16 protein-coding genes are annotated in these 20,334 nt (G+C 62.7%); 2 read left to right on the top strand and 14 right to left on the bottom strand.

Annotated features, from left to right (window positions below):
* Nucleotides 1–11: 11 nt before the first annotated feature.
* The 6 genes from cysT to HU748_RS21870 all read right to left on the bottom strand — a co-directional run bounded on the left by cysT (nt 12) and on the right by HU748_RS21870 (nt 7,598).
* Nucleotides 12–830, bottom strand: coding sequence for a sulfate ABC transporter permease subunit CysT (gene cysT / locus HU748_RS21895; RefSeq protein WP_186665492.1), 819 nt, complete (start codon nt 828–830; stop codon nt 12–14).
* A gap of 102 nt (nt 831–932) precedes the next feature.
* Entirely contained in the window at nt 933–1,940 is a 1,008-nt protein-coding gene (locus HU748_RS21890) for a sulfate ABC transporter substrate-binding protein (RefSeq protein ID WP_186665490.1), read from the bottom strand.
* A 44-nt stretch (nt 1,941–1,984) separates the two neighbouring features.
* On the bottom strand, nt 1,985–2,167 hold the full coding sequence (gene oscA, locus HU748_RS21885; RefSeq protein ID WP_016489716.1) for a sulfur starvation response protein OscA: 183 nt from the start codon (nt 2,165–2,167) through the stop codon (nt 1,985–1,987).
* A 231-nt stretch (nt 2,168–2,398) separates the two neighbouring features.
* Nucleotides 2,399–5,449 (bottom strand): efflux RND transporter permease subunit, encoded by a 3,051-nt coding sequence (locus HU748_RS21880; RefSeq protein ID WP_186711039.1) that lies wholly within the window; start codon nt 5,447–5,449, stop codon nt 2,399–2,401.
* Nucleotides 5,446–6,513, bottom strand: a complete 1,068-nt coding sequence (locus HU748_RS21875; RefSeq protein WP_186665486.1) for an efflux RND transporter periplasmic adaptor subunit — start codon at nt 6,511–6,513, stop codon at nt 5,446–5,448. Before HU748_RS21875 ends, HU748_RS21880 begins: the two co-directional genes overlap by 4 nt.
* Nucleotides 6,510–7,598 (bottom strand): efflux RND transporter periplasmic adaptor subunit, encoded by a 1,089-nt coding sequence (locus HU748_RS21870; RefSeq protein ID WP_186665484.1) that lies wholly within the window; start codon nt 7,596–7,598, stop codon nt 6,510–6,512. Before HU748_RS21870 ends, HU748_RS21875 begins: the two co-directional genes overlap by 4 nt.
* Nucleotides 7,599–7,860: 262 nt before the next feature.
* Here HU748_RS21870 and HU748_RS21865 point away from each other — a divergent pair, with 262 nt between their 5' ends.
* Nucleotides 7,861–8,316 carry a transposase gene (locus HU748_RS21865; protein WP_186711037.1) on the top strand — a complete coding sequence of 152 codons (456 nt, stop codon included), beginning with the start codon at nt 7,861–7,863 and terminating at the stop codon, nt 8,314–8,316.
* A 95-nt stretch (nt 8,317–8,411) separates the two neighbouring features.
* Here HU748_RS21865 and HU748_RS21860 read toward each other — a convergent pair whose 3' ends face one another.
* The 7 genes from HU748_RS21860 to HU748_RS21830 form a co-directional block, all read right to left on the bottom strand.
* Complete coding sequence (locus tag HU748_RS21860) at nt 8,412–9,305, bottom strand: ABC transporter permease subunit (RefSeq protein ID WP_186665480.1); 894 nt, start codon at nt 9,303–9,305, stop codon at nt 8,412–8,414.
* Nucleotides 9,302–10,183 carry an ABC transporter permease subunit gene (locus HU748_RS21855; protein WP_172964842.1) on the bottom strand — a complete coding sequence of 294 codons (882 nt, stop codon included), beginning with the start codon at nt 10,181–10,183 and terminating at the stop codon, nt 9,302–9,304. Before HU748_RS21855 ends, HU748_RS21860 begins: the two co-directional genes overlap by 4 nt.
* Nucleotides 10,184–10,218: 35 nt before the next feature.
* On the bottom strand, nt 10,219–11,361 hold the full coding sequence (gene potA, locus HU748_RS21850; RefSeq protein WP_054894983.1) for a polyamine ABC transporter ATP-binding protein: 1,143 nt from the start codon (nt 11,359–11,361) through the stop codon (nt 10,219–10,221).
* 69 nt (nt 11,362–11,430) lie between these two features.
* On the bottom strand, nt 11,431–12,525 hold the full coding sequence (locus tag HU748_RS21845) for a polyamine ABC transporter substrate-binding protein (RefSeq protein ID WP_063541738.1): 1,095 nt from the start codon (nt 12,523–12,525) through the stop codon (nt 11,431–11,433).
* A gap of 162 nt (nt 12,526–12,687) precedes the next feature.
* Nucleotides 12,688–13,785, bottom strand: a complete 1,098-nt coding sequence (locus HU748_RS21840) for a polyamine ABC transporter substrate-binding protein (RefSeq protein ID WP_186665478.1) — start codon at nt 13,783–13,785, stop codon at nt 12,688–12,690.
* 169 nt (nt 13,786–13,954) lie between these two features.
* On the bottom strand, nt 13,955–15,316 hold the full coding sequence (locus tag HU748_RS21835) for an aspartate aminotransferase family protein (protein WP_186665477.1): 1,362 nt from the start codon (nt 15,314–15,316) through the stop codon (nt 13,955–13,957).
* 48 nt (nt 15,317–15,364) lie between these two features.
* The gene (locus HU748_RS21830) at nt 15,365–16,723 is read right to left on the bottom strand and encodes a glutamine synthetase family protein (RefSeq protein ID WP_054894987.1); all 1,359 of its coding nucleotides are present in this window, start codon (nt 16,721–16,723) and stop codon (nt 15,365–15,367) included.
* A 668-nt stretch (nt 16,724–17,391) separates the two neighbouring features.
* On the opposite strand from HU748_RS21830, the gene HU748_RS21825 reads away from it, so the two are divergent.
* The gene (locus tag HU748_RS21825; protein ID WP_054894988.1) at nt 17,392–18,768 is read left to right on the top strand and encodes a glutamine synthetase family protein; all 1,377 of its coding nucleotides are present in this window, start codon (nt 17,392–17,394) and stop codon (nt 18,766–18,768) included.
* A 151-nt stretch (nt 18,769–18,919) separates the two neighbouring features.
* Here the strand turns inward: HU748_RS21825 and argA are convergent, their stop codons facing one another.
* Nucleotides 18,920–20,218, bottom strand: coding sequence for an amino-acid N-acetyltransferase (gene argA, locus HU748_RS21820; RefSeq protein ID WP_186665472.1), 1,299 nt, complete (start codon nt 20,216–20,218; stop codon nt 18,920–18,922).
* Nucleotides 20,219–20,334 lie beyond the last annotated feature (116 nt).

Here is a 20,334-nt window from a genome sequence, read left to right as displayed (position 1 = left end):
CCGGGCCTCCTTCAAGGGGTTTCGATGCGCCGCTGAAGCAGGTTGATCAGCAGCAGCAGAATGAAGGAAACCACCAGCATCAGCACGCCGATGGCGGTGGCGCCGGTGTAGTCGTACTGGTCGAGCTTGACCATGATCAGCAGCGGCAGGATCTCGGTCTTCATCGGCATGTTGCCGGCGATGAAGATCACCGAACCGTACTCGCCAACACCCCGGGCGAATGCCAGGGCGAAGCCGGTCAGCCAGGCCGGCAGCAGTGCCGGCGCCAGCACATGGCGGAACACCTGCAACGGCTTGGCACCCAGGCAGGCGGCGGCCTCCTCGACCTCACGCGGGATGTCCGCCAGCACTGGCTGCACCGTGCGCACCACGAACGGCAGCGTGACGAAGGTCAGGGCCAGGGTGATGCCCAGCGGGGTGTAGGCGATCTTGAAGCCCAGGTCGGTGGCGAACTGGCCGACCCAGCCCGCAGGTGCGTACAGGGCAGTCAGGGCGATACCGGCGACGGCGGTGGGCAGGGCGAACGGCAGGTCGATCATCGCATCGATGATCTTGCGCCCGGGGAAGGTGTAACGCACCAGGACCCAGGCCAGCAGGGTGCCGATCACGCCATTGATGATGGCGGCGAACAGGGCGGTACCGAAACTCAGCTTGAGCGCCGCGATGACCCGCGGTGCACTGATGATGTTCCAGAACTGCTCCCAGGTCAGCTGCGAGGCATGAATGAACATGGCCGCCAGCGGTATCAGCACGATCAGGCTGAGATACACCAAGGTGTAGCCCAGCGTCAGCCCGAAGCCGGGTATGACGGGGGAGATGCGACGTGACATAAATATCCCTGGTTGAACGCACTTGGCCCGGAACAGATTCCGGGCCGGTGCAAACTTCTGAAATCCTGGGGCTGATTTGCGGCCCCGCTTTTTCCTTGGCCTTTACTGCGCCTGGTAGATCTGGTCGAACACACCGCCGTCGTTGAAGAACTTCGGCTGCGCAGTTTTCCAGCCACCGAAGTCCTTGTCGATAGTCACCAGGTCAAGTTTCGGGAACTGCTTGGCGAATTCGGCGGCGACTTTCTCGTCACGCGGACGGTAGAAGTTTTCTGCAGCGATCTTCTGGCCAGCAGGGCTGTACAGGTATTTCAGGTATTCGGTGGCGATCTCGGTGTTGCCCTTCTTCTCGGCGTTCTTGTCGACCACCGCCACTGGCGGCTCGGCGAGGATCGACAGCGAAGGCACGACGATCTCGAACTTGTCGCTGCCGCCGTCTTCCTTCAGCGCCAGGAAGGCTTCGTTTTCCCAGGCCAGCAGGACGTCGCCCTGGCCGTTGTTGACGAAGGTGATGGTCGAGCCGCGAGCGCCGGTGTCCAGCACCGGTACGTGCTTGAACAGCTCCTGCACGTACTCTTTGGCCTTGGCTTCGCTGCCACCGGATTTCAGGCCATAGGCCCAGGCGGCGAGGAAGTTCCAGCGGGCGCCGCCGGAGGTTTTCGGGTTGGGGGTGATGACCGAGACGTCTTTCTTGACCAGGTCACCCCAGTCCTTGATGCCTTTCGGGTTGCCCTTGCGCACCAGGAACACGATGGTCGAGGTGTAGGGGGTGCTGGCGTCCGGCAGACGGGTCTGCCAGTTGTCCGGCAGGGTCTTGCCGAGCTTGGCGATCTCGTCGATGTCGCCAGCCAGGGCCAGGGTCACCACGTCGGCGCGCAGGCCGTCGATCACCGCGCGGCCCTGCTTGCCCGAGCCACCGTGGGATTGCTGGATCTTCACCTTGTCGTCCGGGTGCGCCTGCTGCCAGTGCTTGATGAATTCGGCGTTGTACTGCTGGTACAGCTCACGGGTCGGGTCATAGGACACGTTGAGCAGTTCGTAATCCTTGGCGATGGCGGAACCGGCAAAAACGGCACTGGCCAGAGCGGCGAGCGCATAACGGCGGATGGACATGGTGAAGCTCCCGATTGGCATTTTTTCTAGTTGGATGTGTCGGATCAGCCGGACTTGTTGCCGGGCTGCTGCAGGCGGAATTTCTCCTTGCGCTCGATCTGCACGACCTGAGCGTTGTGCACGGTGATCTCCACTGCACCGAAGCGCAGGTCGCGCAGCGCGCTCTGGATTTCACGCAGAATGGTGGCTTCGTCCTGACCGTCGATGCTACGCAGAGATGCACTCATGCTCGTTCTCCATTGAGTAAGGGTGCCGGGCAGAAGAAGGGGATTGCGCCTGGCTTGAGGGCAATCTTAGTGAGGGCGGGATATTCTTAAAAATACTGTTTAAGAATGTTTATATAACTGAATTGCTGAGCAGGTAAGCGGGTGACTGTGGGAGCGGGCTTGCCCGCGAATGCTGTGGTGCGGCCACTGTTGCATTCGCGGGCAAGCCCGCTCCTACAGGAAGTTGAAGCTTCAGTTATGCGCCTGCGGCTCGCGGATCTTGTACCAGGCCACGTACAGCGCCGGCAGGAACAGCAAGGTCAGCAGCGTTGCGCTGATGATCCCGCCGATCATGGCGTAGGCCATCGGGCCCCAGAACACCTCGCGGGCGATGGGGATCATCCCCAGGCTGGCCGCTGCGGCCGTGAGCAGGATCGGCCGACGCCGATGGTTGGTAGCCTCGACCACCGCGTCCCAAGGTGAGTAGCCCTGGGCCTCGAATTCGTCGATCTGGGTCACCAGGATCACCGAGTTGCGGATGATGATGCCGATCAGCGCAAGAATCCCGAGGATCGCAACAAAGCCCATGGGCGTTCCCGTCGGCACCAGCGCCAGCACCACGCCGATCAGCCCCAGCGGCGCGACGCTGACCACCAGGAACAGCTTCTGCACGCTGTGCAACTGGATCATCAGGAAGGTCGCCATCAGGAACAGCATCAGCGGAATCACCTGAGCAATCGGCCCCTGCGCCTTGCCGCTCTCCTCCACGGTGCCGCCGGTGGCTACTTCGTAACCGGCCGGCAGCGAAGCGGCGAACTCTTCGATCTTCGGCTTGAGCTGGGCCACAAGGTCGGTGGGCTGGATCTCGCCGTTGACCGATGCCTTTATGGTGATCGTCGGCTTGCGGTCACGCCGCCAAACCAATGGCTGTTCGAGCTCGTAGCGCACCGTGGCGAACGACAGCAAGGGGATCGAGGTGCCGCTGGGGCTGACGATCTGCAGGTTCTGCAGGGTATCGGGCGAGCCGCGCTCACTGTCCTTGGCGCGCGCGACCACGTCCACCAGGTAGATCTGGTCGTTGACCTGGGTCACCGGTGCACCGGTGACGATGCTGTTCATCACGTTGGCGACGTCTTCGGACGACAGGCCCAGTTGGCGCGCCTTGTCCTGGGCGATCTCGACCCGCAGGACTTTGCCGGGCTCGTTCCAGTCGTACATCATCTCGCCAATGTTGGGGTTCTGGTCGAGCAAGGTCGCAAGGTCGATGGCGTGCTTGCGCACCTGGTCGATATCCTTGCCGCTGACCCGGTACTGGATCGGACGCCCCACTGGCGGGCCCATCTCCAGCGATTGCACATTGGTGCCGATGCCGACGAAATCATTGCGCAGCCGCTCCTGCAGCTTGGGAATCAACGTGTTGCGCTGCTCCAGCCCCTTGCTGACGATGACCAGTTGCGCGTAGTACGGGTTCTGCAGCTGCTGGTCGAGCGGAAGGTAGAAACGCACCGCGCCCTGGCCGATATAGGTGCTCCAGTGGTCGATGTCCGGATCGTCCTTGAGGGTGGCTTCCAGGCGATCAACCGCACGGCGGGTTTCCTGGATCGACGCGTTCTGCGGCAGGTTCAGTTCCAGCAGGATCTCCGGGCGATCCGAAGACGGGAAGAACTGGTTCTGCACGAACCGCATGCTCAACACCGCCAGGGCGAACAGCACCACGGTGCCAACGATGGTCAGCCAGCGGTTGCGCATGCACCACAGCAAGCCGCTTTCGAAGGCGCGGCCGATGCGGCCGGGTTCCCCATCATGGGGTTTGACCTTGCTGCTGAGGATATGCACGCCCAGCACCGGCGCGAAGAACACCGCCACCACCCACGACACCAGCAGCGCCACCGCGATCACCGCGAACAGGGTGAAGGTGTATTCGCCCGCAGAGCTGGCGTTCAGGCCGATGGGCACGAAGCCGGCAACGGTGACCAAGGTGCCGGTGAGCATCGGGAATGCCGTCGAGGTATAGGCATAGGTCGCCGCGTCGTTCTTGCTCTCGCCCATCTCCAGGCGCGTGACCATCATCTCTACGGTGATCATTGCATCGTCGACCAGCAGGCCCAGGGCGATGATCAATGCACCCAGCGAGATGCGCTGCATGGTGATGCCGCTGTACTCCATGAACACGAAAACCATCGCCAGCACCAGCGGGATCGAACAGGCCACCACCAGGCCTGCGCGTATGCCCAGGCTGATGAAACTGACCACCAGCACGATGATCACCGCCTCGAACAGCGCACTGGTGAAGCCGCCCACGGCGTCCTCGACCACCACGGCCTGGTTCGACACGGTATGCACACCCACACCCACCGGTAGCTCAACGGTGATGCTGTCCATCTTGTCGCGCAGTGCCTTGCCGAACTCCTGGATGTTGCCACCCTTCTTCATGCCGATCGCCAGGCCGATGGCCGACTGGCCGTTGTAGCGGAACATGGGGGCGGGCGGCTCCTGGAAACCGCGCTCGATATCGGCGATGTCGGCCAGGCGGAAGAACCGGTCGTTGATTCTCAGGTTGACCACCTGCAGGTCCTTCTCCGAGGCGAACTGGCCGGTGGTGCGCACCGAGATGCGCTCTGGCCCGGCTTCGATCACCCCGGCCGGAGTCACCGCATTCTGCGATTGCAGCGCCTGCATCACCTGGCGCTGGTCGATGCCCAGTGCCGCCAGCTTGCGGGTGGAGAAGTTCAGGTACAGCACTTCATCCTGCACGCCGATGGTTTCGACCTTGCCGATATTCGGCACCTCGCGCACTTCGGCGCGCACCTGCTCGACGTAATCGCGCAACTGGCGCAGGTCCAGGCCATCGGTGGTGAAGGCGTAGATCGAGCCGAACACATCACCGAACTCGTCGTTGAAACCCGGCCCTTGCAGGCCCTGGGGGAATTCACCGCGGATGTCCTGGATCTTCTTGCGCACCTGGTACCAGATCTGCGGGATATCCTCGGCCTTGGTGGTATCGCGCAGGTAGACGAAAACCGTCGACTCGCCGGGCCGGGTGTAGCTCTTGACGTAGTCGAGCGAGTCCAGTTCCTCGAGCTTCTTCTCGATCCGGTCGGTCACCTGGTACAGGGTTTCGTCCTGGGTCGCACCGGGCCAGCGGGTCTGGATCACCATGGTCTTGATGGTGAAGGACGGGTCTTCTTCCCGGCCCAGGTTCATGTAGGAGAACACGCCCATCAGCAAGGCGACGAACATCAGGTACCACACGAAGGACTGGTGCTTCAGGGCCCAGTCCGACAGGTTGAAGCTTCCTTTCATCGTGCGTCCTCGTCGAATTTGACCTGCTGGCCCGGCTTCAGGCTGTTCACACCCGCCGTCACCACCCGTTCGCCCGGCTGCACACCGGCGCCCAGCACGACGCGCCGTTCGCTGCGCTCCACGAGTGTGACCTCACGGGTGGCCACGGTCTTGTGCTGCGGATCGACCACCCAGACCTGGGTCTTGCCGTCTCGCTCCAGCAGGGCGGTAGCCGGCAGCTCGGTGCGCGGCGCGATCGCCGAGCTGAGCGTGACGCTGATGGCGGTGCCGAGGTGGAACGCCTGCGGCGTACTGGCCAGGCTTAGCCGCGCACGTCGGGTGCGGGTGGCAGCATCGGCCTGCGGCTCAAGCTCGCGCAGCGTGGCGGTGGTGCTGATGGCCGGCTCCAGTTGCGATGCCACGGTGAACACCAGCGACGGGGTCAACTGCTCGGCGACTGGGATCGGCAGATCAATCACCGCCTCCTTGACGTCCGGGCGCGCCAGCGTGACCACTTCCTGGCCGGCACTGACCGTCTGCCCGGCTTCGGCGCGCCAGGCCGTGACCACGGCGCCATGGTCGGCCTTGAGCGTGCTGTAGCCGAGCTGGTCGCGTGCCTGGCTGAGCGCCGAACGCGCCTGTTCGAGCGAGGCGCCGGTGGTCTTCAGGTCGGTCTGGGCGATGTCCAGCTGGGCCTGGGCGCCGACGCCGCGGTCATACAACTGCTGCTGGCGACGGGCATTGGCCTGGGCGTTGATCCATTGCGCCTGGACTCGCGCCAGGTCGCCTTCGGCGGCGCGCAGCTGGTTCTGTTGGTCGGTGGGATCGAGAGTGGCCAGGGTGTCGCCCGGTTTCACCTGCGCGCCCACGTCCACCCAGCGCCGCGCAATGCGCCCGGACACTCGGAAGCCCAGGGTGCTTTCAAAGCGGGCCTGGATGGTGCCGGCAAAACGACCGAGCTGCGACTGCGTCTGCGGCTCGACCAGGGTCGAGAGCACCGGCCGTACGGGCTCGGGCGCCGGCTCATCACCCTTGCAACCGGGCAGCAGGGCTGCTGCGGCAAGTAACACCAGCAAGGGCTTCATGGCTCACCTCCGGGGCTCTTGGCGTCGACTTTCTGCACCTGCATGCCCGGATGCAGCAACTGGCCGCCACTGACCACAACGGTTTCGCCGCTTTTCACGCCGTCGCTGATGACGATGCGCCCGGTGAGATAACGCGCCACCTGAACCTTGCGCAGTTCGACCTTATCGCCCTCGCCCACCACCCACACCGCCGGCTCATGCAGCGCCTTGGTCAGCGCCGACCAGGGCAATTCGATGCTTGGGCGTCCCTGTGCGTGAGCCGTGGCGGTTACCGGCGAGCCCAACTGCATGGCAGCCGGCACGTTACGCAGCGCCACCTTGACCTGCACCGTACCGCTCTCGGCAGACACCGTCGGGGTGATTTCGCGAACCCGTCCTTCGGCCTGCACCTTGGGGTTATCCACAAGCCGGACGATCACCCCCTCGTCACTGGGTGGCGACACCAGCAGCGACTCATAGACGTTGAAGACGGCATCACGATCGCCGTCGGTGGCCAGGCTGAAGATCGGCATGGTCGCCTGCACCACCTGGCCGACCTCGGCCTGGCGCGCGGTGATCACGCCGTCCGCCTCGGACACCAGGTCGGTGTAGCTCAATTGCTCGCGGGCATTGGCCAGTTGTGCCTGGGCCGCCTTGAGCGCGCTCTGGCTGCTGCGCAGGGCAGCTTCAGCCGAGTCGTATTCACTCTGGCTGGTGTAGCCCTTGGGCAACAGTTTCTGCTGACGCACGAAGGCGGCGCGGGTCTGGGTGACCCTCGCCTGCTCGGCGAACACCTCGGCCTTGGCCGAGTCGACATTGTTCTGCAGGTCTTTCGGGTCCAGGCGCGCCAGCACCTGGTTGGCCTTGACGTGGTCGCCCACGTCGACGCTGCGGGCGATGATCTTGCCGCCCACGCGAAATGAAAGGTCGGTCTGTACGCGCGCCTGCACATCACCGGTAAGGGTGACGTTGGCGGCGAAATCGGTAGGTTCGACCCGTGCCACGCCGACGCGTGGCAGTTCAGGGCTGGACGCCTGTTCCTTGCAGCCTGACAGCACTGCCAACAACCCCAGGCAAACGACCAACAGCGGACGCGTAAACGTCATGCAGGCTCCTTGCTTGCGCGCAAATGATTCGTGGGATGCGACTGTCAGCGTAGTTCAGGGTTCAATAATCGGTACTGGTGGGGTCGGCTTTGGATTGGCGGTGGCCTTTTCGCGGGCAAGCCCGCTCCTACAGAGAGTTGTGGTGCCTGTAGGAGCGGGCTTGCCCGCGAAGAGGCCACTGCAAAATCCGGAAACCATGACTGGCGCCAAGGTCGGAACAGCACCGCTAACCTCCAAAGGTCAATTTCACGGAGGAAATTCGATGCCCCTGGCCCACTCTCCCCGCCTGCGCCGCGGCCGCTGCTCAGAGCCTGGCAGGTGCTACCTGCTGACCACTGTCACCCACGAACGACAACCCCTGTTCCACGACCTGCGCAGCGCCCGGCTGGTGGTGAAACAGCTACGCCTGTCAGATCAGGAAAACGCCAGCCGCACGCTGGCCTGGGTGCTGATGCCGGACCATCTGCACTGGTTGATCGAGTTGAGGGGGGTGACGCTTGGGAGTTTGATGCGCAGGTTCAAGTCGCGCAGCGCCATCACCCTGCGCAAGGCCGGAGTGAGGCATGTACCCGTCTGGCAACCGGGGTATCACGATGCCGCTTTGCGCAAGGAGGAGGAAGTGGTGCAGGCAGCCAGATACATCATCGCCAATCCACTGAGAGCAGGGCTGGTCAGCAGTGTGCGGGAGTATCCGCATTGGGATGCGGTCTGGCTTTGAATCGGTGGTGAAGCCTTCGCGGGCAAGCCCGCTCCTACAGGTTCAGTGCACGTTGCACCATCCTTGTGGGAGCGGGCTTGCCCGCGAAAGGGCCGTCAGGCCGACGCAGCAGCCGGAGCCGGACGCCGCACCTGCGGCTGCCCGACGTTCGCTGCAGCACCTTCCTCGATGGCCTGCTGGATCGCCCGGCGGCGGCGCTCTTCGGCGCGGCGGCTGAAGTACCAGACCAGGAAGGTCACCAACGACACCGACAGCAGGATCAGGCTGGCCACGGCGTTGATCTCAGGCTTCACGCCCAGGCGCACGGCCGAGAACACTTCCATCGGCAAGGTGGTCGAGCCAGGGCCGGACACGAAGCTGGCCAGCACCAGGTCATCCAGCGACAGGGCGAACGACATCATGCCGCCTGCTGCCAGAGAAGGCGCGATCATCGGGATGGTGATCAGGAAGAACACCTTCCACGGCTTGGCACCCAGGTCCATCGCCGCTTCCTCGATCGACAGGTCCAGCTCGCGCAGGCGAGCCGACACCACCACCGCCACATACGCGGCACAGAAGGTGGTGTGGGCGATCCAGATGGTGACGACGCCACGCTCCTGCGGCCAGCCGATCATCTGCGCCATGGCCACGAACAGCAGCAACAGCGACAGACCGGTGATCACCTCGGGCATCACCAGCGGCGCGGTGACCAGGCCACCGAACAGCGTGCGGCCCTTGAAGCGGGTGACCCGGGTCAGCACGAAGGCCGCCAGGGTGCCCAGCGCGACCGCAGCCACCGCCGTATAGCAGGCGATCTCCAGCGAGCGCATCACCGAACCCATCAGCTGGGTGTTGTCGAGCAGGCCGACGTACCACTTCACCGACCAGCCGCCCCACACCGTCACCAGCTTCGAGGCGTTGAACGAGTAGATCACCAGGATCAGCATCGGCAGGTAGATGAACAGCAAGCCGAGCACCAGCATCAGCTTGGAGAAACTGAAGCGCTTCATGCCCGACCCTCCATCTCTTTGGCCTGGCTGCGGTTGAACAGCAGGATCGGCACGATCAGGATCGCCAGCATCACCACTGCCAGCGCGGATGCCACCGGCCAGTCACGGTTGTTGAAGAATTCCTGCCACAGCACTTTACCGATCATCAGGGTTTCCGGACCGCCGAGCAGTTCAGGGATCACGAACTCGCCCACCACCGGGATGAACACCAGCATGCAACCGGCGATGATGCCGTTCTTCGACAGCGGCACGGTGATCTTCCAGAAGCTGTTGAAGGTGCTCGAGCCCAGGTCGCTCGCGGCTTCCAGCAGGCTCTGATCATGCTTCACCAGGTTCGCGTACAGCGGCAGGATCATGAATGGCAGGTACGAATAGACCACGCCGATATACACCGCCAGGTTGGTGTTGAGGATCTGCAGCGGCTGGTCGATCAGCCCGGTCCACAGCAGGAAGCTGTTGAGCAGCCCGTTGTTGCTGAGGATGCCCATCCAGGCATAGACGCGGATCAGGATCGCGGTCCAGGTCGGCATCATGATCAGCAGCAACAGGACCGTCTGCATCTCTTTCTCGGCCTTGGAGATGGCGTAGGCCATCGGGTAGCCGATCAGCAGGCACAGCAGGGTGCTGAAGAAGGCGACCTTGAGCGAGCCCAGGTAGGCCGAGATGTACAGGTCATCTTCGGTGAGCAGGCCGTAGTTGGCCAGGTTCAGCACCAGTTGGATCTTGTCCTCGACGTAGGTGTAGATCTCCGTGTAAGGCGGGATCGCCACGTCGGCTTCGGCGAAGCTGATCTTCAGCACGATGAAGAACGGCAGCATGAAGAACAGGAACAGCCAGATGAACGGCACGCCGATCACCAGATGGCGTCCCTCGGGGATGATGCGCTGGAGGGCTCGTTTGAGCTTTCGCGGTTTCATGAGCGCAGTACCACGCCGCTGTCGTCTTCCCACCACACGTAGACTTCATCGCCCCAGGTCGGGCGCGCGCCCTGGCGTTCGGCGTTGGCGACGAACGACTGGACGATCTTGCCGCTCGGCAGCTCGACGTAGAACACCGAGTGACCGCCCAGGTAGGCGATGTCGTGGACCTTGCCGCGCGACCAGTTGTGCTCGAAATCGGGTTGCGTCGTCGTCACCAGCAACTTCTCGGGACGCAGCGCGTAGGTGATGTGCTTGTCCTCAACCGAGGTGGTGACACCGTGGCCGACGTAGATCTTGCGCTCGAGCTCCGGCGAGGCGATCAGCGCGTGGCCTTCGGCGTCGTCGATCACTTCACCTTCGAACAGGTTGACGTTGCCGATGAACTCGCACACCAGGCGGCTGGTTGGCGTCTCGTAGATATCCACAGGCGAGCCGATCTGGGCGATCCAGCCCAGGTGCATGATGGCGATGCGCTGGGCCATGGTCATGGCCTCTTCCTGGTCGTGGGTCACCATCACGCAGGTCACACCGACCCGCTCGATGATCTCGACCAGCTCTAGCTGCATCTGCGAACGCAGTTTCTTGTCCAGCGCGCCCATCGGCTCGTCGAGCAGCAGCAGTTTCGGACGCTTGGCCAGCGAGCGGGCCAGGGCCACACGCTGACGCTGACCACCGGAGAGCTGGTGCGGCTTGCGCTTGGCGTACTGGGTCATGTGCACCAGCTTGAGCATCTCGGCCACGCGGGCTTCGATGTCGGCCTTGGGCATCTTGTCCTGCTGCAGGCCGAAGGCGATGTTCTGCGCCACGGTCATGTGCGGGAACAGCGCGTAAGACTGGAACATCATGTTGATCGGCCGCTCGTAGGGCGGCATGTCGGTGATGTCGACACCATCGAGGAAGATCCGACCTTCGGTCGGGCGCTCGAAGCCTGCGAGCATCCGCAGCAAGGTGGACTTGCCGGAACCGGAGCCGCCCAGCAGGGCGAAGATCTCGCCCTTGCGGATTTCCAGGGACACATCGTCCACGGCGATGGTTTCGTCGAACTTCTTCGTGACCCGGTCGATCTTGACCAGCACCTGCTTGGGCTGCTGGTCACCCTCGAGGGCTTTCTTATAGGCACCGGAGGCAACTGCCATGAGTGAAACTCCCAACAAGATTTTTGTGCCCGAGCGGCCTGCGTGCAGGGCCACGTCGGGTCTGGATTTTTACTTGCCCGACTTGACCTTGGTCCAGCTGCGGGTCATCAGACGTTGCACCTTGGGGGGCAACTCCGCGTTGACGAACATCTTGTCCAGCACTTCCTGCGGTGGGTAAACCGCGGCGTCAGTTCTCACAGCCTGGTCCATCAGGTCGCCAGCCTTGGGGTTGGGGTTGGCATAACCGACGTAATCACTGACCTGGGCGATAACCTCAGGTTTCAGCAAATAGTTGATGAAGGCGTGGGCCTCTTTCACGTTCTTGGCGTCCTTGGGAATCGCCAGCACGTCGAACCAGAGGTTGCCGCCTTCCTTGGGAATGGCGTAGGCCAGGTTCACGCCCTTCTTGGCTTCTTCAGCACGGGCCTTGGCCTGGAAGACATCGCCGGAGAAGCCTGCCGCGACGCAGATGTCGCCATTGGCAAGGTCGGTGATGTACTTGGACGAGTGGAAGTAGGTCACGTACGGACGTACCGCCAGCAGCTTCTTCTCGGCCTTGGCGTAATCCTTGGGATCGGTGCTGTTGGGGTTGAGCCCCATGTAGTTGAGCACCGCCGGGAGCATCTCGTCCGCCGAGTCGAGGAAGGCCACACCGCACTTGGAGAGCTTCTTCATGTTCTCGGGTTCGAACAGCACCGCCCAGGAGTCGATCTTGTCCACGCCCAGCGTGGCCTTGACCTTGTCGACGTTGTAGCCGATGCCGTTGGTGCCCCACAGGTAAGGCACGGCGTACTGGTTGCCCGGATCGTTCTTTTCCAGGCGCTTCATCAGCGCTGGGTCCAGGTTGGAATAATTGGGCAGCAGATGCTTGTCGAGCTTCTGGAACGCGCCCGCCTTGATCTGCTTGCCGAGGAAATGGTTGGACGGCACCACCACGTCATAGCCGGTGTTACCGGCCAGCAGCTTGCCTTCCAGGGTTTCGTTGGAGTCGAAGACATCCTGCACGGGCTTGATGCCCGTCTCTTTCTCGAAGTCCGCGAGCGTGGTCGGGCCGACATAGTCGGACCAGTTGTAGAAGTGCACCGTGGGCGCCGCTTGAACGCTGCAGGCCAGCGTCAGACCTGCTCCAGCCATCATGGCCTTGCGCAATACAGAAATAGACAAGTGGTTGGTCCTCACAATCAGAGCCTTCGGTGGCGGCTGGGAGCAGCCGTACACGCAAAACCGGCGCGCAACTTACCTGCGTGGCTGGGATGTCGCAATCAACAATCGAGGTTTATGCCCCCTGGGCCGGAAAACCCCGGCCCAGAGAGCCCCGCACAGGGCTTACTTGCCCGACTTGATCTTGGTCCAGCTACGGGTGATCAAACGCTGGGCGGCCGCTTCAGGGGCGGCGATCGCGTACAGATGCTTCTTCACTTCCGCTGGCGGATAGATGCTCGGGTCGCTGGTGATGTCCTTGTCGACGAACTGGGTCGCGGCCTTGTTACCGTTCGGGAAGCGCACGGCGTTGGTGATCTCGGCCATGACTTCCGGTTGCAGCAGGAAGTTCATGAACTGGTAGGCAGCATCTTTATGCTCGGCATCTTTCGGGATGGCGACCATGTCGTAGAAGGTGCCAGCGCCTTCTTTCGGAATGATGTAGTCCAGCTTGACCTTGTCGCCGGCTTCGTGGGCGCGGGCCTTGGACTGCTCCAGGTCGCCCGAGTAGCCGACGGCCACGCAGATGTTGCCGTTGGCCAGGTCGCCGATGTACTTGGAGGAGTGGAAGTAGGTGATCGAAGGACGGATCTTCAGGAACAGGTCCTCGGCCGCCTTGAGGTCTTCCTTGGTGGTGCTGTCGGTCGGCTTGCCCAGGTAATGCAGCGCGGCAGGAAGCATTTCGGTCGGTGCATCGAGGAAGCTCACGCCGCAGCTCTTGAGCTTGGCGATGTTCTCGGGCTTGAACACGGCGTCCCACGAATCGATCTTGTCCACGCCCAGCGCGGCCTTGACCTTGGCCGGGTTGTAGCCGATGCCAATGGAGCCCCACATGTACGGGAAGGCGTACTTGTTGCCTTTGTCGCTGGCGTCGCCAACGGCCTTGAGCAGGTCTTCGTCGAGGTTCTTCCAGTTCGGCAGCTTGGAGCGGTCGAGCTCCTCGTAGACGCCGGCCTTGATCTGCTTGGCCAGGAAGTTGTTGGACGGCACGACGATGTCGTAGCCCGACTTGCCTGCCAGCAGCTTGGCTTCCAGGGTTTCGTTGCTGTCGAAGACGTCGTACTTGACCTTGATGCCGGTCTGCTTCTCGAACTTGGCGATGGTGTCCGGAGCGATGTAGTCCGACCAGTTGTAGACGTTCAGCACCTTGTCTTCAGCGTGAACAGCAGTGGCCATGGCACCCATCAGGGCGGCGGCCAACAACGTCTTGCCCATTTTCTTCATGCGTTATGCTCCAGAATTTTTTTAGTAGCCATCTGTTCAGCTGCCAGGTCCCGTGGTGCAAGCGCCGGACGACTGAAACAACCGCTAGTCTGGCAAGTTACAAGGCGCTGTTTCAACAAAAGCAGGGCCTTGTAACGACTTAATGTCACATCGCTAGCCTAGCAAACGCCTATCGAATCGCTTCCAGGGTCAGATCCAGGCACTTGCGCGCCTTTTCCACCAGCTCGTCCACTTCTTCATGGCTGATCACCAGTGGCGGCGCGATGATCATGGTGTCGCCCACCGCGCGCATGATCAGGCCGTTGTCGAAACAGAAGTTGCGGCAAACCATGCCCACGCCCTTGCCTTCGTAACGGCTGCGGGTCGCCTTGTCCTTGACCAATTCGATTGCGCCGAGCAGGCCAAGGCCACGTACCTCGCCCACCAGCGGGTGGTCTTGCAGCTCGCGCAGTCGTTTTTGCAAGTACGGTGCCACTTCCGTGCGTGCGCGCTCGACGATCTTCTCGTCACGCAGGATGCGCAGGTTCTCCAGCCCCACCGCCGCTGCCACCGGGTGGCCGGAGTAGGTGAAGCCGTGGTTGAAATCGCCCCCTTCGCTGAGCACCTTGGCCACCTTGTCACGCACGATCACACCGCCCATGGGGATGTAACCGGAGGTCAGGCCCTTGGCGATGGTCATCAGGTCAGGCTTGAGATCGTAATAATCGGAGCCGAACCACTCGCCGGTACGGCCAAAGCCGCAGATCACTTCGTCGGCGACGAACAGGATGTCGTACTTGGCGAGGATCTCCTTGATCTTCGGCCAGTAGGTGTCCGGCGGAATGATCACCCCGCCGGCGCCCTGGATCGGCTCGGCGATGAAGGCGGCGACGTTGTCCTCGCCGACTTCCAGAATCTTCTTCTCCAACTGCTCGGCAGCCCACACCCCGAATTCATCCGGGGTCATGTCGCCGCCCTCACCGAACCAGTACGGCTGCGGGATGTGCACGATACCCGGGATCGGCAGGCCGCCCTGCTCGTGCATGCCGCTCATGCCGCCAAGGCTGGCGCCAGCGACGGTGGAGCCGTGGTAGCCGTTGACCCGGCCGATGAGCGTCTGCTTGTTCGGCTTGCCCTTGAGCGCCCAGTAGTGGCGGACCATGCGCAGCACGGTGTCGTTGCCTTCAGAGCCGGAGCCGGTGAAGAACACATGGCTCATGCCTTCGGGTGCCACGTCGGTGATGGCCTTGGCCAGCTCCAGCGCCGGCGGATGAGCGGTCTGGAAGAACAGGTTGTAGTACGGCAGCTCGCGCATCTGCTTCTCTGCCGCCTGGACCAGTTCTTCGCGACCATAGCCAACCGCCACGCACCACAGGCCGGCCATGCCATCGAGGATCTTGTGCCCCTCGCTGTCCCACAAATGCACACCCTGGGCCTTGGTGATGATGCGCGGCCCCTTCGCCTTCAGCTGCTTGTAGTCGCTGAAGGGTGCCAGGTGGTGCTCGCCGCTCAGGTTCTGCCATTCACGGGTTTGCGGGTTGTTGACGCTCATCTGCTTCTCCACTATCCGATGGCCGCGCTCCTGCGGCCCCAGGGTTGATCACACGGCAAACAGCAGGAACTCGCGCTCCCAGGAACTGATGACGCGCTTGAAGTTTTCATGCTCGGCGCGCTTGGTGGCGACGTAGCCGGTAATGAACTTCTTGCCCAGGTACTGCACCAGCGACCGGCTGTTCTCCATACGCTCCAGGGCGTCCTCGATGGTCAGCGGCAGGCGCAGGTTGCGCCGCTCGTAGCCACGGCCCTGGACCGGCGCGCTGGCCTCGATGCCCTCGACCATGCCGATGAAGCCACACAGCAGGCTCGCGGCGATGGCTAGGTAGGGGTTGGCGTCGGCGCCCGGCAGGCGGTTTTCCACGCGGCGGTTCTGCGGGCCGGCATCCGGTACGCGCAGGCCGACGGTACGGTTCTCTTCGCCCCACTCCACGTTCACGGGCGCCGAGGTGTCCGGCAGGAAGCGGCGGAACGAGTTGACGTTCGGTGCGAACAGCGGCAACGCCTCGGGAATGAGCTTCTGCAGGCCGCCGATGTGATGCAGGAACAGCGTGCTCATGCTGCCGTCTTCATTGGAGAAGATGTTCTTGCCGGTGGCGATGTCGATCACGCTCTGGTGCAGGTGCATGGCACTGCCGGGCTCGCCGGTCATGGGCTTGGCCATGAAGGTCGCGGCCACGTTGTGCTTGAGCGCGGCCTCGCGCATGGTGCGCTTGAACACCAGGATCTGGTCGGCCAGGTGCAGCGCGTCGCCGTGACGGAAGTTGATCTCCATCTGCGCCGTGCCGTCTTCGTGGATCAGCGTGTCGAGGTCCAGCTGCTGCAGTTCGCACCAGTCATAGACGTCTTCGAACAGCGGGTCGAATTCGTTGGCGGCCTCGATGGAGAACGACTGGCGGCCAGTTTCCGGACGGCCGGAGCGGCCCACCGGCGGTTGCAGCGGGAAGTCCGGGTCTTCGCTGCGCTTGGTCAGGTAGAACTCCATCTCTGGCGCGACGATCGGCTGCCAGCCCTTGTCGGCGTAGAGCTTGAGCACTTTCTTGAGGACGTTGCGCGGCGACAGTTCGACCGGGTTGCCCTTCTTGTCGTAGGTGTCGTGAATCACCTGGGCGGTCGGCTCGATGGCCCAGGGCACGAGGAACACGGCGTCCTGGTCGGGGCGGCAGATCATGTCGATGTCGGCCGGGTCGAGCAGGTCGTAATAGATGTCGTCATCGACGTAGTCGCCAGTCACAGTTTGCAACAAAACGCTTTCGGGCAGGCGCATGCCCTTTTCGGCGATGAATTTGTTGGTCGGCGAGATCTTGCCGCGGGTGATGCCGGTCAGGTCGCTGATCAGGCATTCGACTTCGGTGATCTTGTGCTCTTTCAACCAATCGGTGAGCTGGTCGAGGTTGTTACTCATAAATACCTCAGGAGGTCATTTGACCCGGCCCCTGCGGGGCGGGCGCTACTGACGCCTGGCGTCGGTCAATGTCGGCGCATTCGGCGCGGCAGGGCCTGGCAAGGCCCACGCATTGATTCTGGATGGAGTATGTTGCCAAAGCAAAAACCCATGCGCAGGACGGCAGCCGATTCACGCGCAAAACGCGTATCGATCTCGAAAGCAAAGGGCAGGAAGGAAGAAAAGCGTGCAGTAAACTGCTACGGGGCGAGGGCTGACTGTGCCGGTCGTCAATTATTGCGGCCAGTCTGCTCCAGGGATGGGCCAGGCGCGCGAGGGCCTTTCGGCAAGCGGTGAAAATACCTGACTGCGCAGCGCAGGCGGCGCTTTCAGGTCGCGACTGGCGGACCATGTGACCCTCGTATTATTACTGTTATGGGTTGCGACCGAGCTTAGCCTCGTTCATTTTTTTTCACAACACCTCCGTAAAAAATAAAATACGCCACCATCGCCGTAGCCCTTTCCTACAGATTTAGCGGATAATGGGATGCCCTTATATGCAGCAAATCCGCCGTTGATGTGCCATTTCAGGGCATCAGGAGGTTGGCTTGACATCAGTTTGTCTTTTCGATTGACTGGGTCTGCAAGCCCCCCTTGATTGATATTTTTAACAACAAAGGTGTTGCATCATGTCGGTACCCCCGCGTGCCGTTCAGCTTAACGAAGCGAACGCGTTCCTTAAGGAACATCCTGAGGTTCTCTACGTTGACCTTCTGATTGCAGATATGAATGGTGTGGTTCGTGGCAAGCGTATCGAACGCACGAGCCTTCACAAGGTTTACGAGAAAGGCATCAACCTGCCCGCCTCCCTCTTCGCCCTGGATATCAACGGCTCGACCGTCGAAAGCACGGGCCTCGGCCTGGACATCGGCGACGCCGACCGCATCTGCTACCCGATCCCTGGCACCCTCTCCAACGAACCCTGGCAGAAGCGCCCGACCGCGCAACTGCTGATGACCATGCACGAAATCGAAGGCGAGCCGTTCTTCGCCGACCCTCGTGAAGTGTTGCGCCAGGTGGTGAGCAAGTTCACCGACATGGGCCTGACCATCTGTGCCGCGTTCGAGCTGGAGTTCTACCTGATCGACCAGGAGAACGTGAACGGCCGTCCGCAGCCGCCGCGCTCGCCGATCTCGGGCAAGCGTCCGCAGTCGACCCAGGTCTACCTGATCGACGACCTGGACGAGTATGCCGACTGCCTGCAGGACATCCTCGAAGGCGCGAAGGAGCAGGGTATCCCGGCCGACGCGATCGTCAAGGAAAGCGCCCCGGCGCAGTTCGAGGTCAACCTGCACCACGTGCCCGATCCGCTGAAGGCCTGTGACTATGCAGTGCTGCTCAAGCGCCTGATCAAGAACATCGCCTACGACCATGAAATGGACACCACTTTCATGGCCAAGCCCTACCCGGGCCAGGCTGGCAACGGCCTGCATGTACACATCTCTGTGCTGGACAAAGATGGCAACAACATCTTCACCAGCGAGGATCCCGAGCAGAACGCCGCGCTTCGTCACGCTGTCGGCGGTGTGCTCGAGACCCTGCCCGCTTCGATGGCGTTCCTCTGCCCGAACGTCAACTCGTACCGCCGTTTCGGCGCGCAGTTCTACGTACCGAACGCGCCGAGCTGGGGCCTGGACAACCGCACCGTGGCCCTGCGCGTGCCAACCGGCTCGCCAGACGCCGTGCGCATCGAGCACCGCGTGGCCGGTGCCGACGCCAACCCGTACCTGATGATGGCTGCGGTCCTGGCCGGTGTGCACCACGGCCTGACCAACAAGATCGAGCCGGGTGAGCCGATCGAAGGCAACTCCTACGAGCAGCTGGAACAGAGCCTGCCGAACAACCTGCGCGATGCCCTGCGCGAGCTGGACGACAGCGAGATCCTGAACAAGTACATCGATCCGAAGTACATCGACATCTTCGTCGCGTGCAAGGAGAGCGAGCTGGAGGAGTTCGAACACTCGATCTCCGACCTCGAGTACAACTGGTACCTGCATACCGTGTAAACGAAAACGCCGCCCTCAGGGGCGGCGTTTTTCATTGGACCTGGCCGGCCCTATCGCGGGACAAGCCCGCTCCCACAGGCTCTGCATCGGTCTTGAGATCTCTGCAGTACCTGTGGGAGCGGGCTTGTCCCGCGATAGGGCCGGTACTGACCTACAACGACTTCTCGAAAATCTTCGAATTGCGCTGGTAGTTGTACAGCGAAGCCCGCGCCGCCGGCAGGCGTTCCACGCCACTGGGCTGGAACCCGCGCTCGCGGAACCAGTGCGCCGTACGGGTCGTCAGCACGAACAGGGTATTGAGGCCCAACTGCCGCGCACGGGTCTCGATACGCTCGAGCAGATCGTCCCCCCGACCACCATGCCGGTACTCCGGATTCACCGCCAGACACGCCAGCTCGCCCGCCTCGGACTCGGCGATCGGATACAGCGCCGCACAGGCGATGATCATGCCGTCGCGCTCCACCACGCTGAACTGCTCGATCTCCCGCTCCAGCACCTCGCGCGAACGGCGCACCAGGATGCCCTGCTCTTCCAGCGGGCTGATCAGCTCCAGCAGGCCGCCGACATCCTCGATGGTCGCCTCGCGGACAATCTCGAACTGCTCCTGGGCTACCAGCGTGCCACCGCCATCGCGGGTGAACAGCTCGGTGAGCAGCGCACCGTCCTCGGCATAGCTGACGATATGGCTGCGCGCCACGCCGCCCTTGCAGGCCTCGGCGGCAGCATCGAGCAGCTCGCCCTGGTAGTCGCTGCCCAGGCGCTGCAAGTGCGCCGGGACCTGCTGCGGCCGCAGCTCACGCACCAGCTTGCCTTTTTCGTCCAGCAGGCCCGGCTCGGCGCCGAACAGCAGCAACTTGTCGGCGCCCAGCTCGATGGCTGCGCGGGTGGCGACGTCTTCGCAGGCCAGGTTGAAGATCTCGCCCGTCGGCGAATAGCCCAGCGGCGACAGCAGCACGATGGAGCGCTCGTCGAGCAGGCGGCTGATGCCCTTGCGGTCGATGCGCCGCACCTCGCCGGTGTGGTGGTAGTCGACACCCTCCAGCACGCCGATCGGCCGTGCAGTCACCAGGTTGCCGCAGGCCACGCGCAGGCGCGAACCCTGCATGGGCGATGCGGCGATATCCATCGACAGGCGCGCTTCGATGGCCAGGCGCAGGGCGCCGACGGCGTCGATCACGCACTCCAGGGTCGCGGCGTCGGTGATGCGCAGGCCATGATGGTAGTGCGGGGTCAGGCCCCGGGCAGCCAGGCGGCTTTCGATCTGCGGGCGCGAACCGTGCACCAGCACCAGGCGCACGCCCAGGCTGTGCAGCAGCACCAGGTCGTGGACGATATTGCCGAAGTTGGGATGTTCGACGCCATCGCCGGGGAGCATGACCACGAAGGTGCAGTCGCGATGGGCATTGATGTACGGGGAGGCATGACGCAGCCAGTTGACGTATTCGGGCATGACAGGGCCTGTGGATAAGTGAACGAGACGGGTGAAGGCGCACAACGTTCGAAAGTCATCGTCGGAACAGGCTTGCGGTCACGCGCGGTCTCCTCTAGGCAGGAACGAATCAGGTC

Source organism: Pseudomonas sp. RW3S2 (genome assembly GCF_014268955.1).
Classification (GTDB): Bacteria; Pseudomonadota; Gammaproteobacteria; order Pseudomonadales; family Pseudomonadaceae; genus Aquipseudomonas; species Aquipseudomonas wayambapalatensis.
Note: the sequence above shows the minus strand (reverse complement) of the source record. Positions and strands in the feature narration are given on the sequence as shown.